The 13,083-nt window shown below is 58.7% G+C and carries 13 protein-coding genes; all 13 read left to right on the forward strand.

The genetic code is table 11. The features are described from left to right. Positions 1–211 precede the first annotated feature (211 nt). The 13 genes from rpsB to lpxA all read left to right on the forward strand — a co-directional run bounded on the left by rpsB (position 212) and on the right by lpxA (position 13,081). Positions 212–949 (forward strand): 30S ribosomal protein S2, encoded by a 738-nt coding sequence (gene rpsB / locus HU731_RS22320; RefSeq protein ID WP_003189158.1) that lies wholly within the window; start codon positions 212–214, stop codon positions 947–949. 191 nt (positions 950–1,140) lie between these two features. After that, the gene (gene tsf, locus HU731_RS22325; protein WP_003189160.1) at positions 1,141–2,004 is read left to right on the forward strand and encodes a translation elongation factor Ts; all 864 of its coding nucleotides are present in this window, start codon (positions 1,141–1,143) and stop codon (positions 2,002–2,004) included. A 211-nt stretch (positions 2,005–2,215) separates the two neighbouring features. Continuing rightward, a complete protein-coding gene (gene pyrH / locus HU731_RS22330) occupies positions 2,216–2,959 on the forward strand; it encodes a UMP kinase (protein ID WP_003172271.1) in 744 nt (247 codons plus the stop codon). Next, positions 2,956–3,513, forward strand: coding sequence for a ribosome recycling factor (frr, locus tag HU731_RS22335; protein ID WP_003189163.1), 558 nt, complete (start codon positions 2,956–2,958; stop codon positions 3,511–3,513). Before pyrH ends, frr begins: the two co-directional genes overlap by 4 nt. A 17-nt stretch (positions 3,514–3,530) precedes the next feature. Continuing rightward, positions 3,531–4,286: a polyprenyl diphosphate synthase gene (uppS, locus tag HU731_RS22340; protein WP_003189167.1), complete on the forward strand. Its 756-nt coding sequence runs from the start codon at positions 3,531–3,533 to the stop codon at positions 4,284–4,286. Beyond that, entirely contained in the window at positions 4,287–5,093 is an 807-nt protein-coding gene (locus HU731_RS22345) for a phosphatidate cytidylyltransferase (RefSeq protein ID WP_078467933.1), read from the forward strand. Continuing rightward, a complete protein-coding gene (gene ispC / locus HU731_RS22350) occupies positions 5,090–6,280 on the forward strand; it encodes a 1-deoxy-D-xylulose-5-phosphate reductoisomerase (protein ID WP_186605528.1) in 1,191 nt (396 codons plus the stop codon). The genes HU731_RS22345 and ispC overlap by 4 nt, the downstream gene beginning before the upstream one ends. Positions 6,281–6,333: 53 nt before the next feature. After that, on the forward strand, positions 6,334–7,686 hold the full coding sequence (gene rseP / locus HU731_RS22355; protein WP_186605530.1) for a sigma E protease regulator RseP: 1,353 nt from the start codon (positions 6,334–6,336) through the stop codon (positions 7,684–7,686). A 74-nt stretch (positions 7,687–7,760) separates the two neighbouring features. Then, on the forward strand, positions 7,761–10,148 hold the full coding sequence (gene bamA / locus HU731_RS22360) for an outer membrane protein assembly factor BamA (protein WP_186605532.1): 2,388 nt from the start codon (positions 7,761–7,763) through the stop codon (positions 10,146–10,148). A 45-nt stretch (positions 10,149–10,193) separates the two neighbouring features. Further along, positions 10,194–10,697, forward strand: coding sequence for an OmpH/Skp family outer membrane protein (locus tag HU731_RS22365; RefSeq protein ID WP_003189173.1), 504 nt, complete (start codon positions 10,194–10,196; stop codon positions 10,695–10,697). Between the two features lie 3 nt (positions 10,698–10,700). Further along, positions 10,701–11,756 (forward strand): UDP-3-O-(3-hydroxymyristoyl)glucosamine N-acyltransferase, encoded by a 1,056-nt coding sequence (lpxD, locus tag HU731_RS22370; protein WP_186605534.1) that lies wholly within the window; start codon positions 10,701–10,703, stop codon positions 11,754–11,756. 111 nt (positions 11,757–11,867) lie between these two features. Further along, positions 11,868–12,308, forward strand: coding sequence for a 3-hydroxyacyl-ACP dehydratase FabZ (gene fabZ, locus HU731_RS22375; protein ID WP_003172281.1), 441 nt, complete (start codon positions 11,868–11,870; stop codon positions 12,306–12,308). Next, a complete protein-coding gene (gene lpxA / locus HU731_RS22380; RefSeq protein WP_186605536.1) occupies positions 12,305–13,081 on the forward strand; it encodes an acyl-ACP--UDP-N-acetylglucosamine O-acyltransferase in 777 nt (258 codons plus the stop codon). Before fabZ ends, lpxA begins: the two co-directional genes overlap by 4 nt. Positions 13,082–13,083: the final 2 nt, after the last annotated feature.

Consider the following 13,083-nt stretch of genomic DNA (forward strand, 5'->3'; position numbering starts at 1 on the left):
GGGCTTACGCAAAGACGACGACCGGCAAGTGTGATTGCGGGTTTCGTTTTTGCCGATGCTGTGGTATAAAATGCGCCGCTTTCCGGGGATACCCCGCAAAGCTTAAATCCACACACGTGTCGACACGATGACCTGGGTGCCGGAGGCCTTGATGCCGCTGGTTGGTCATTGGGATACGTGGAGGCCAAACCCGACTTATTAAGGAACTATCATGTCCCAAGTCAACATGCGCGATATGCTGAAGGCCGGTGTGCACTTCGGTCACCAGACCCGTTACTGGAACCCGAAAATGGGTAAGTACATTTTCGGCGCGCGTAACAAGATTCACATTATCAACCTTGAAAAAACCCTGCCAATGTTCAACGAAGCGCTGACTTTCGTAGAGCGTCTGGCCCAGGGCAAAAACAAGATCCTGTTCGTCGGCACCAAGCGTTCCGCTGGCAAGATCGTTGCTGAAGAAGCAGCACGTTGCGGTTCGCCGTACGTGGATCACCGCTGGTTGGGCGGCATGCTGACCAACTTCAAAACCATCCGTGCTTCCATCAAGCGTCTGCGTGACCTTGAAGTACAAGCCGAAGACGGTACTTTCGCCAAGCTGACCAAGAAAGAAGCGCTGATGCGCTCCCGTGACCTGGAAAAGCTCGATCGTTCCCTGGGTGGTATCAAGGACATGGGCGGTCTGCCTGACGCACTGTTCGTTATCGACGTTGATCACGAGCGCATCGCGATCACCGAAGCCAACAAGCTGGGCATCCCGGTTATCGGCGTAGTCGATACCAACAGCAGCCCGGAAGGCGTTGACTACATCATCCCAGGCAACGATGACGCAATCCGCGCTATCCAGCTGTACATGGGTTCGATGGCTGACGCTGTAATCCGTGGTCGCAACCACGTTGCTGGTGGTACCGAGCAGTTCGTTGAAGAAGCTCCGGTAGCTGCCGCTGAGTAATTGACGCCCTGGCGTTGACTCAGTAAGCAAAAAGGGGGCTTGGCCCCCTTTTTGCCACCTCGAAAACCATTTGTCGGCAGCGCAGCTACATCATTTGTAACGTGCAGCGGCCTACAACGGAGATTCGGGAAGAATTGATCGCCCGTTTGATCGGGTGGAATGGTTGAAAACCTATCCAAGAGGATTTTGAAATGGCAGAGATTACTGCAGCGTTGGTTAAAGAACTGCGTGAGCGTACCGGCGAAGGCATGATGGATTGCAAAAAGGCCTTGACCAAGGCCGGCGGCGACATCGAAAAAGCCATTGATGACATGCGTGCTTCCGGCGCCATCAAGGCTGCCAAGAAAGCAGGCAACGTGGCTGCTGAAGGCGCTATCGCACTGAAAGAAGACGGCAAATCCGCCGTTCTGCTGGAAGTGAACTCCCAGACCGACTTTCTGGCTCTGCAGGACGACTTCAAGGCATTCGTTGCTGCCAGCGTTGAAAAAGCGTTCGCCGAGAAAATGACTGACGCCGCTCCGCTGATCGAAGCTCAAGAAGCTGATCGCCTGGTACTGGTCGGCAAGGTTGGCGAAAACGTCAACATCCGTCGCCTGGTTCGCGTTGAAGGTGATGTGGTTGGTGGTTACCTGCACGGCAACAAGATCGGTGTTGCAGTTGTTCTCAAAGGCGGCGACGTTGAGCTGGCCAAAGACATCGCAATGCACGTTGCTGCAAGCAACCCTGAGTTCCTGCTGCCTTCGGAAGTGTCTGCCGACGCAATCGAACGTGAAAAAGCGGTGTTCCTGAGCCTCAACGCCGACAAGATCGCCGGCAAGCCAGAGAACATCGTTGAAAACATGATCAAGGGCCGCATCAGCAAGTTCCTGGCTGAAGCAAGCCTGGTTGAGCAGGCGTTCGTCAAGAACCCTGAAATCAAGGTTGGCGAACTGGCCAAGAAAGCCGGTGCTGAAATCGTTTCCTTCACTTACTTCAAAGTAGGCGAAGGCATCGAGAAGCCGGTCGACAACTTCGCTGAAGAAGTTGCTGCCCAGCTGGCTGCCGCCAAGCAATAAGACAGTTCCAAACTGTCGCCGAAAGAGGCTGCCCGCTCACGCGCGCAGCCTCTTTTCAAATGGGAAGGCCAATTTTATTTGGTTTCCTCTCGGAACTGGCTTACAAAGCCGTGTTCCGATGGCGCTGTGACAGCGTCCAGCTAGAGTGAACGCAAGCCGTAAACGGCTCGCCAAGAATTTTTTAAAAAATACGCCGCAGGAGAGATTCGCAATGGCTCAGCAGGGCAGTGGTTATCAGGCTCGCTATAAACGCATTCTACTCAAGCTCAGCGGCGAGGCCCTGATGGGCTCGGAAGAGTTCGGGATCGACCCCAAGGTGCTTGACCGCATGGCGCTGGAAGTCGGCCAATTGGTCGGTATCGGCGTGCAGGTCGGCCTGGTAATTGGTGGTGGCAACCTGTTCCGCGGTGCGGCACTGAGTGCTGCCGGTATGGACCGGGTTACCGGCGACCACATGGGCATGCTGGCCACTGTGATGAACGCCCTGGCCATGCGCGACGCCCTGGAGCGCGCCAACATCTCGGCCATCGTGATGTCGGCTATTTCCATGGTTGGCGTGACCGATCACTATGATCGCCGCAAAGCCATGCGCCACCTGAACGCCAAGGAAGTGGTGATCTTTGCCGCCGGCACCGGTAACCCGTTCTTCACCACCGACTCGGCCGCATGCCTGCGTGCCATCGAAATCGATGCCGACGTGGTGTTGAAGGCGACCAAGGTGGATGGCGTATACACTGCAGACCCATTCAAAGACCCGCATGCCGAGAAGTTCGATCATCTGACCTACGATGAAGTACTGGATCGCAAGCTGGGTGTCATGGACCTGACCGCTATCTGCCTGTGCCGCGACCACAAGATGCCGCTGCGCGTATTTAACATGAACAAGCCCGGCGCCCTGCTGAATATCGTACACGGCGGCGCAGAAGGGACTCTGATCGAGGAAGGCCAACAATGATCAACGAAATCAAGAAAGACGCCCAGGCGCGTATGCAGAAATCCCTGGAATCCTTGAGCCACGCCTTTGGCCAGATCCGTACTGGCAAGGCGCACCCAAGCATCCTGGGCAGCGTGATGGTGCCTTACTACGGTTCCGACACCCCGCTGAGCGGTGTGGCCAACGTGACCGTGAAGGATTCGCGTACCCTGCAAGTTGTGGCTTTTGAGCGCAACATGCTCGCTGCCGTCGACAAAGCTATCCAGAGCGCCGGCCTGAACCTCAACCCGACCAACCTGGGTGAGTTGCTGCTGATCTCCATGCCAGCCCTGACCGAAGAAACCCGTAAGGGCTTCACCAAGCAGGCGCGCAGTGCCGCTGAAGATGCGCGCGTTGCCGTGCGTAACATCCGCCGCGATGCGCTGGGCGACCTGAAGAAACTGGTCAAGGACAAGGAAATCAGCGAAGACGAAGAGCGCCGTGCCGTCGCGGATATCGACAAGCTGACCAAGGACGCCGAAGCCCAGATCACCAAGGCGACCGAAGAAAAAGAAAAGGACCTGATGGCCGTATAAGGGGTCAGGACGCCTTCATGGAAAAGACCAAGCAGACTGTGCCCTCCGTGGTGCCGCGCCATGTCGCGATCATCATGGACGGGAATAATCGCTGGGCGAAAAAACGCTTTATGCCGGGTGTTGCCGGGCATAAAGCGGGTGTTGACGCGGTAAGGGCGGTGATTGAGGTGTGCGCCGAGGCCAAGGTCGAAGTGCTGACCTTGTTCGCGTTCTCCAGTGAGAACTGGCAGCGGCCCGCCGATGAAGTCAGTGCCTTGATGGACCTGTTCTTCAAGGCATTGCGTCGTGAGGCCAAGCGCCTCAACGACAATAACATCAGTCTGCGCATCATTGGTGATCGCTCGCGGTTCCATCCGGAGCTGCAAACGGCCATGCGCGAAGCCGAGGCCATCACTGCCGGCAGTAACCGTTTTGTGTTGCAGATCGCAGCCAACTACGGTGGCCAGTGGGATATCGCCCAGGCTGCGCAGCGGCTGGCCCGCGAAGTGCAGGCCGGCCACTTGCGCCCGGATGACATCACGCCCGAACTGTTGCAAACCTGCCTGGTGACCGGCGACCTGCCGTTGCCCGACTTGTGCATTCGTACCGGTGGCGAGCATCGCATCAGCAACTTCTTGCTGTGGCAGTTGGCCTACACCGAGCTGTATTTCTCCGACCTGTTCTGGCCGGACTTCAAACACGATGCCATGCGTAATGCGCTGGCCGATTTCGCTTCCCGTCAGCGTCGCTTCGGTAAAACGAGCGAGCAGATCGAAGCTGGAGCCCGGGTTTAAATGCTTAAACAACGAATCATCACGGCGCTGATCCTGCTGCCGATTGCCTTGTGCGGTTTTTTCCTGCTCGACGGTTCCGGCTTTGCGCTGTTCATCGGCCTGGTCGTGACTCTTGGTGCGTGGGAATGGGCGCGCCTGGCAGGCTTCGTCAACCAGGTGCCGCGCGTGGCCTACGCCGCCGTGGTCGCGCTGTTGTTGTTCTTCATGTACATCCTGCCGGATATCGCGCCTTGGGTACTGGGTGCGGCAGTGTTGTGGTGGGCGTTGGCGACATTCCTGGTGCTCACCTATCCGCGCACCAGTGGCCAATGGTCCAGCGTGGCCTGCAAGCTGGTGATTGGCCTGGCGATCCTGTTGCCGGCCTGGCAAGGGCTGGTGGAGATCAAGCGTTACCCGCTGGGCAACGAATTGATCCTGGCGGTGATGGTGTTGGTGTGGGGGGCTGATATTGGCGCCTACTTCTCGGGTCGAGCCTTTGGCAAGCGCAAGCTGGCCCCGGCCGTAAGCCCCGGCAAGAGCTGGGAAGGCGTATACGGCGGCCTGGCCTTGACGCTGCTGATCACGTTGGTGGTCGGTGTGGTGCGCGACTGGTCGGTAAAGGAAGTGCTCCTGGCCTTGCTGGGTACGGCTATCGTCGTGTTCATCTCGGTGGTGGGCGACCTGACCGAAAGCATGTTCAAGCGCCAGGCGGGCATCAAGGACAGCAGTAACCTGCTGCCAGGCCATGGCGGTGTGCTTGACCGTATCGACAGCCTCACCGCTGCGTTGCCGATCTTTGCTGTGCTGTTGTGGATGATCGCTTCGTGAGCCGCCTGCAGCAGGTTACGGTGCTGGGCGCGACCGGCTCGGTCGGGCTCAGTACCTTGGACGTCATTGCGCGTCACCCCGATCGCTATCAGGTTTTCGCCCTGACCGGCTTCACGCGTTTGCGCGAGTTGCTGGCCTTGTGTGTGCGTCACTCGCCGCGCTTTGCCGTGGTGCCTGAGGCGGCTGCGGCTCGCAGTCTGCAGGATGATCTGCGGGCTGCCGGGTTGGCCACTCAGGTGTTGGTGGGCGAGGCGGGGTTGTGCCAGGTCTCGGCCGATGCGGATGTGGATACCGTAGTGGCGGCGATTGTCGGTGCGGCGGGTTTGCGCCCGACCCTGGCGGCGGTCGATGCTGGCAAGAAAATCCTGCTGGCCAATAAAGAAGCCTTGGTCATGTCCGGCGCACTCTTTATGCAAGCGGTGCGCAAGAGCGGCGCGGTGTTGCTGCCTCTGGACAGCGAGCACAACGCCATCTTCCAGTGCATGCCCGGTGATTTTGCCCGCGGCTTGAGCCAGGTCGGCGTGCGCCGGATTCTGCTGACGGCCTCCGGCGGCCCATTCCGCCAGACTCCGTCGGCCGAGCTGGACAATGTGTCCCCCGATCAGGCATGCGCCCACCCGAACTGGTCCATGGGGCGCAAAATCTCGGTTGATTCGGCGAGCATGATGAACAAGGGCCTGGAGTTGATCGAGGCATGCTGGTTGTTCGATGCGCGGCCTGACCAGGTTGAGGTGGTCATTCACCCGCAAAGTGTGATCCATTCCCTGGTCGATTACGTGGATGGCTCGGTGTTGGCGCAGTTGGGTAACCCGGACATGCGCACACCGATCGCCAACGCCTTGGCGTGGCCGGAGCGCATTGATTCCGGCGTAGCACCGTTGGACCTGTTTGCAATCGCGCGCCTGGACTTCGAAGCCCCGGACGAGCAGCGGTTCCCGTGTTTGCGCCTGGCGCGACAAGCGGCCGAGGCGGGCAACAGTGCCCCGGCGATGCTTAACGCGGCCAATGAGGTGGCCGTGGCGGCGTTTCTTGAACGGCGCATCCGCTTTCCGCAGATCGCGAGTATCATCGAGGACGTCCTGGCGCTTGAGCCTGTGGTGGCGGTGAATGACCTGGAGGCGGTGTTCGAGGCCGACACCAAGGCCCGAGCCCTGGCCGGGCAATGGTTGGATCGCAATGCGGGTTAGGCCGCGGGCAGGTTTGAGTCTTCAGGCATTGGATTGAAATGCGGAGAAATTAGATGAGTGCGCTCTACATGATTGTCGGCACCCTGGTTGCTCTGGGTGTGTTGGTGACCTTCCACGAATTCGGCCACTTCTGGGTGGCGCGTCGTTGCGGCGTCAAGGTATTGCGCTTTTCCGTCGGTTTCGGCATGCCGTTGCTGCGCTGGCATGACCGCCGCGGCACTGAGTTTGTCATTGCGGCTATCCCGTTGGGCGGCTACGTCAAAATGCTCGATGAGCGCGAAGGCGAAGTGCCGGCAGACCAACTGGACCAATCCTTCAATCGCAAGACCGTTCGTCAGCGTATCGCGATTGTCGCGGCGGGACCGATCGCCAACTTCCTGTTGGCGATGGTGTTCTTCTGGGTCTTGGCCATGCTGGGCAGCCAGCAGGTGCGCCCGGTCATTGGCGCGGTCGAAGCCGACAGCATTGCAGCCAAGGCCGGCCTGACGGCTGGGCAGGAAATTGTATCCATTGATGGCGAACCTACCACCGGGTGGGGCGCGGTCAACTTGCAGTTGGTGCGTCGCCTGGGCGAGAGCGGCACCGTCAATGTGGTGGTGCGCGACCAGGATTCCAGCGCCGAAACCCCGCGGGCATTGGCGCTGGACCATTGGCTCAAGGGCGCTGATGAGCCCGATCCGATCAAATCCCTGGGGATCCGCCCTTGGCGTCCGGCCTTGCCGCCGGTGCTGGCCGAGCTCGACCCGAAAGGCCCGGCCCAGGCTGCTGGCCTGAAAACCGGTGATCGCTTGCTGGCCCTGGATGGTCAGGCGCTGGGTGACTGGCAGCAGGTGGTCGACCTGGTGCGTGTGCGCCCTGATACCAAAATTGTGCTGAAAGTTGAGCGCGAGGGTGCTCAAATCGACGTCCCTGTGACCTTGTCGGTTCGAGGGGAAGCCAGGGCGGCCGGGGGGTACCTGGGTGCCGGGGTCAAAGGTGTCGAATGGCCGCCATCGATGGTGCGAGAGGTCAGCTATGGGCCTTTGGCGGCGATTGGGGAGGGTGCGAAACGCACCTGGACCATGAGCGTGCTGACCCTCGAATCCCTCAAGAAAATGTTGTTCGGTGAGCTCTCGGTAAAAAACTTGAGTGGACCGATAACCATTGCTAAAGTGGCGGGCGCTTCTGCCCAGTCGGGTGTCGCGGATTTCCTGAATTTCCTGGCTTATCTGAGTATTAGCCTTGGGGTTCTGAATTTGCTGCCCATTCCAGTATTGGATGGGGGGCATCTGCTGTTTTATCTGGTCGAGTGGGTGCGTGGTCGCCCCTTGTCGGATCGGGTGCAGGGTTGGGGGATACAGATTGGTATCAGTTTGGTGGTCGGGGTGATGTTGTTAGCCCTGGTCAACGATCTGGGACGTCTGTAACGCTTCGCTGAATTGCGAATCTGCCGCATTTTGCGGCAGTTTGTTTATTGCCAGTTGGAATAAGAAAGGACTTCATGAAACGTCTGCTGCTAACTGCGGTTCTCACCGTATTGATGATCGCCGAAGTTCACGCCGAGTCCTTCACCATCTCCGATATTCGCGTCAACGGCCTCCAGCGGGTTTCCGCGGGTAGTGTCTTTGGTGCCTTGCCGTTGAACGTCGGGGAACAGGCGGATGATCGTCGCCTGGTGGAATCCACTCGTGCGCTGTTCAAAACCGGGTTCTTTCAAGATATCCAACTGGGTCGTGAAGGCAACGTCCTGGTCATCACGGTCGTCGAGCGACCTTCCGTCGCGAGTATCGCGATCGAAGGTAACAAGGCCATCTCCACTGAAGACCTGATGAAGGGCCTGAAGCAATCGGGCCTTGCCGAGGGCGAGATCTTCCAGCGCGCGACCCTTGAGGGTGTGCGTAACGAGCTGCAACGCCAGTACGTTGCCCAAGGTCGCTACTCCGCGACCGTGGAAACCGAAGTGATCCCCCAGCCTCGTAACCGTGTGGGCCTGAAGGTCAACATCAACGAAGGCACTGTGGCCGCCATCCAGCACATCAACGTCGTGGGCAACACCAAGTTCCCTGATGAAGACCTGGTCGACCTGTTCGAGCTCAAGACCACCAACTGGTTGTCGTTCTTCAAGAACGATGACAAGTACGCCCGTGAAAAACTCTCCGGTGACCTGGAGCGCCTGCGCTCCTACTATCTGGACCGTGGCTACATCAACATGGACATCGCTTCGACCCAGGTGTCCATCACCCCGGACAAGAAGCACGTCTACATCACCGTCAACGTCAACGAAGGCGAGAAGTACAAGGTTCGTGACGTCAAGCTCAGCGGCGACCTGAAAGTGCCTGAAGACCAGGTCAAGTCCCTGCTGCTGGTGCAGAAGGACCAGGTGTTCTCGCGCAAGCTGATGACCACCACTTCCGAACTGATCACCCGCCGCCTGGGTAACGAAGGCTATACCTTCGCCAACGTCAACGGCGTGCCGACCCCGAATGATGAAGACCACACCGTGGACATCACCTTCGTCGTCGATCCAGGCAAGCGTGCCTACGTCAACCGCATCAACTTCCGTGGCAACACCAAGTCTGCGGACGAAGTGCTGCGTCGTGAAATGCGTCAGATGGAAGGTGGCTGGGCGTCGACCTACCTGATCGACCAGTCCAAGACCCGTCTTGAACGCCTGGGCTTCTTCAAAGAAGTCAACGTCGAAACCCCGGCCGTACCGGGTGTGGATGACCAGGTTGACGTGAACTACGCCGTGGAAGAACAAGCCTCGGGTTCGATCACTGCCAGCGTCGGTTTCGCTCAGAGCGCCGGTTTGATCCTGGGTGGTTCCATCACGCAGAACAACTTCCTGGGTACCGGTAACCGTGTGTCCATCGGTCTGACCCGCAGCGAATACCAGAGCCGATACAACTTCGGCTACACCGACCCCTACTGGACTGCAGACGGTGTGAGCCTGGGCTACAACGCCTTCTACCGCACCACCGACTACAAAGACCTCGATGTTGACGTTGCAAGCTATGCGATCGACAGCCTGGGTGCCGGTGTCAACGTGGGTTACCCGATCAGCGAAACCTCGCGCCTGACCTTCGGCCTCACTGCGCAACAGGATGAGATCAAGACCGGTGTGTACACCGTGGACGAAATCTTCGACTTCACCCGTCGTGAAGGCGACAAGTTCCTGAACTTCAAGGCGTCTGCCGGCTGGTCCGAGTCGACCCTGAACAAAGGCGTACTGGCCACCCGTGGTCACTCCCAGAGCCTGACTGCGGAAGTCACCACGCCGGGCAGCGACCTGTCGTTCTTCAAGCTCGACTACCGCGGCCAGTTGTTCCAGCCGTTGAGCGATAACTACACCCTGCGCCTGCACACAGAGCTGGGCTATGGCGACGGTTATGGTTCGACCGATGGCTTGCCGTTCTATGAAAACTACTATGCTGGTGGCTTCAACTCGGTACGTGGCTTCAAGGACAGTACCCTGGGCCCGCGTGGTACCCCAAGCCGTGGTGTTGGCGTGACGGGTAACCGAGGCACCACTGCTGATTCGGACAATGACCCGTTGCCATTCGGTGGTAACGTGCTGATTCAGGGTGGTGCAGAGGTCCTGTTCCCGCTGCCATTCGTGAAAGACCAGCGGTCGCTGCGTACTTCGGTCTTCTGGGACGTGGGTAACGTGTTCGACTCCAAGTGCGATCAGATCACCAACCCAAGTGGCGTGAAGTCCAACACCCAGTGCAACGACGTGAGCCTCAGCAACCTTGCGAGCTCCGTGGGCGTGGGTGTGACCTGGGTGACTGCGCTGGGCCCGTTGAGCTTTGCTCTGGCCATGCCGATCAAGAAACCGGATAACGCTGAAACCCAGATTTTCCAATTCTCCCTCGGCCAGACGTTCTAAGCGTCTGACCTAAGATAACGACAACGGATTCTGTAGGAGTACATCGTGCGTAAGTTGACTCAATTGGTCTTGCTGGCCACTGTGCTGGTCACCACCCCGGCCTTCGCCGAAATGAAAATCGCCGTTCTGAACTATCAGATGGCTCTGCTGGAATCCGATGCGGCCAAGCGATACGCCGTGGATGCCGAGAAAAAGTTCGGTCCGCAACTGACCAAGCTCAAGACCCTGGAAAGCAGCGCCAAGGGGATCCAGGACCGCCTGGTAGCTGGTGGCGACAAGATGCAGCAAGGCGAGCGCGAGCGTCTGGAGCTTGAATTCAAGCAAAAGGCCCGTGACTACCAGTTCCAATCCAAGGAGCTGAACGAAGCCAAGGCTGTGGCCGACCGCGAAATGCTCAAGCAGCTCAAGCCGAAATTGGACAGCGCTGTGGAAGAAGTCATCAAGAAAGGTGCCTTTGACCTGGTGTTCGAGCGTGGCGCCGTGATCGACGTCAAGCCTCAATACGACATCACCCGCCAGGTGATCGAGCGCATGAACCAGCTGAAGTAAACCATGACAGCGACTATCAAACTCGGCGAGTTGGCCGAGTTCCTGGGGGCCACTTTGCGTGGCTCCAAGGAGAAAGAAATCACTGGGCTAGCCACCTTGCAGGAGGCTGGCCCAGCTCAGTTGAGCTTCCTCGCAAATCCTCAATACCGTAAATACCTTGTCGACTGCCAGGCCGCAGCCGTGTTGCTGAAGGCCGCTGACGCCGAAGGGTTTATTGGGGATGCGCTGGTGGTGGCCGACCCGTACCTGTCGTACGCCAAGGCGTCGCACCTGTTCGATCCCAAGCCGAAGGCGGCTGGCGGTATTCACCCGTCTGCCGTGATCGCCGAGGATGCCCAGGTTGACCCGGCGGCCAGCATCGGCGCGTTTGCCGTGATCGAGAGTGGGGCGCGTATTGGTGCAGGCGTCACCGTAGGTGCCCACTGTTTCATCGGCGCGCGCTGCGAAATTGGTGCCGATGGCTGGCTGGCTCCTCGCGTAACCCTTTACCACGATGTGCGTATCGGTCAGCGTGTGGTCATCCAGTCGGGCGCCGTGATCGGCGGTGAGGGCTTCGGCTTTGCCAATGCCAAGGGCATCTGGCACAAGATCGCCCAGGTCGGTGGCGTATTGATCGGCGATGATGTGGAGATCGGTGTCAACACCGCTGTGGATCGCGGGGCCCTGGCCGATACCGTGATCGGTAACGGTGTGAAGCTCGATAACCAGATCCAGATCGCCCACAACGTACAGATTGGCGATCACACCGCCATGGCCGCCTGCGTGGGTATTTCCGGCAGCACCAAGATCGGCAAGCATTGCATGCTCGCCGGTGGCGTAGGGCTGGTGGGGCATATCGACATTTGCGACAACGTCTTCATCACCGGCATGACCATGGTGACCCACTCGATCACAGAGCCAGGGGCCTATTCATCCGGTACCGCGATGCAACCTGCGGCCGAATGGCGCAAGAGTGCCGCGCGTTTGAGGAAGATCGACGACATGGCACGACGTATCAAACAGCTTGAAAAGCGTGTCGGGGACGTGACCCCTGGCGGTAATGCTTCATCAGAAGGCTGATACCATTTCCATATCAAGTGTGCGCAGCCGCTAGACGGCCTCCTTGATTTGCTAGCGGGGCGTGCGCCTGGTGCGCCCGCCCCCAATCTTTATTACAGGCTTCCCCCCGAAATGATGGACATCAACGAGATTCGCGAATACCTGCCTCACCGTTACCCGTTCCTGCTGGTGGACCGCGTAGTGGACCTCAACGTCGAGGAAAAGCGCATTCGTGCCTACAAGAATGTCAGCATCAACGAACCATTCTTCAATGGTCACTTTCCTGCGCATCCAATCATGCCAGGTGTGTTGATCATCGAAGCCATGGCCCAGGCTGCCGGTATCCTTGGTTTCAAAATGCTCGACCTCAAGCCTGCCGACGGCACGCTTTACTATTTCGTGGGTTCGGACAAGCTGCGTTTTCGCAACCCGGTCACCCCGGGTGACCAGTTGATCCTGGAAGCCAAGTTCATCAGTTGCAAACGCCAGATCTGGAAGTTCGAATGCCAGGCCTCGGTAGATGGCAAGCCGGTGTGCTCTGCCGAGATCATCTGTGCGGAACGCAAACTATGAGTTTGATTGACCCTCGCGCAATCATCGATCCGTCGGCCGTACTGGCCGCCGACGTTGAGGTCGGCCCTTGGTCGATCGTCGGCGCAGGTGTGGAAATCGGCGAGGGGACTGTCATCGGGCCGCACGTGATCCTTAAAGGGCCGACCCGCATTGGCAAACATAATCGTATCTACCAGTTCTCCTCGGTAGGCGAAGACACCCCGGACATGAAGTACAAGGGTGAAGAAACGCGCCTGGTCATTGGTGACCACAACATCATTCGTGAAGGCGTCACCATTCACCGCGGCACCATGCAGGATCGCGCTGAAACCACCTTGGGCGATCACAACCTGGTGATGGCCTATGCGCATATCGGCCATGACAGCGTGATCGGCAACCATTGCATCCTGGTCAACAACACCGCGTTGGCAGGCCATGTGCACGTTGACGATTGGGCGATCCTCTCCGGTTTTACCCTGGTGCATCAGTACTGCCATATCGGCGCCCACAGCTTTTCCGGCATGGGCACCGCCATCGGCAAGGATGTCCCGGCGTTCGTGACGGTATTCGGCAACCCTGCCGAAGCCCGTAGCATGAATTTTGAAGGCATGCGTCGTCGCGGTTTCAGCGAAGAGGCCATCCACGCCCTGCGCCGTGCCTACAAGACGGTTTACCGCCAAGGGTTGACCGTGGAACAGGCCCTGGCCGAGCTGGCCGAGCCTGCCACGCAGTTCCCGGAAGTCGCGGTGTTCCGTGACTCTATCCAGACCTCGACTCGCGGCATCACCCGCTGATC

The organism is Pseudomonas salmasensis (genome assembly GCF_014268375.2).
GTDB classification, from domain to species: domain Bacteria; phylum Pseudomonadota; class Gammaproteobacteria; order Pseudomonadales; family Pseudomonadaceae; genus Aquipseudomonas; species Aquipseudomonas salmasensis.

Bases quoted from the DNA above. Each gene is read 5' to 3' on its own strand.
- rpsB (WP_003189158.1), top strand. From the start codon at position 212: ATGTCCCAAGTCAACATGCGCGATATGCTGAAGGCCGGTGTGCACTTC.
- tsf (WP_003189160.1), top strand. From the start codon at position 1,141: ATGGCAGAGATTACTGCAGCGTTGGTTAAAGAACTGCGTGAGCGTACC.
- pyrH (WP_003172271.1), top strand. From the start codon at position 2,216: ATGGCTCAGCAGGGCAGTGGTTATCAGGCTCGCTATAAACGCATTCTA.
- frr (WP_003189163.1), top strand. From the start codon at position 2,956: ATGATCAACGAAATCAAGAAAGACGCCCAGGCGCGTATGCAGAAATCC.
- uppS (WP_003189167.1), top strand. From the start codon at position 3,531: ATGGAAAAGACCAAGCAGACTGTGCCCTCCGTGGTGCCGCGCCATGTC.
- HU731_RS22345 (WP_078467933.1), top strand. From the start codon at position 4,287: ATGCTTAAACAACGAATCATCACGGCGCTGATCCTGCTGCCGATTGCC.
- rseP (WP_186605530.1), top strand. From the start codon at position 6,334: ATGAGTGCGCTCTACATGATTGTCGGCACCCTGGTTGCTCTGGGTGTG.
- bamA (WP_186605532.1), top strand. From the start codon at position 7,761: ATGAAACGTCTGCTGCTAACTGCGGTTCTCACCGTATTGATGATCGCC.
- lpxD (WP_186605534.1), top strand. From the start codon at position 10,701: ATGACAGCGACTATCAAACTCGGCGAGTTGGCCGAGTTCCTGGGGGCC.
- fabZ (WP_003172281.1), top strand. From the start codon at position 11,868: ATGATGGACATCAACGAGATTCGCGAATACCTGCCTCACCGTTACCCG.
- lpxA (WP_186605536.1), top strand. From the start codon at position 12,305: ATGAGTTTGATTGACCCTCGCGCAATCATCGATCCGTCGGCCGTACTG.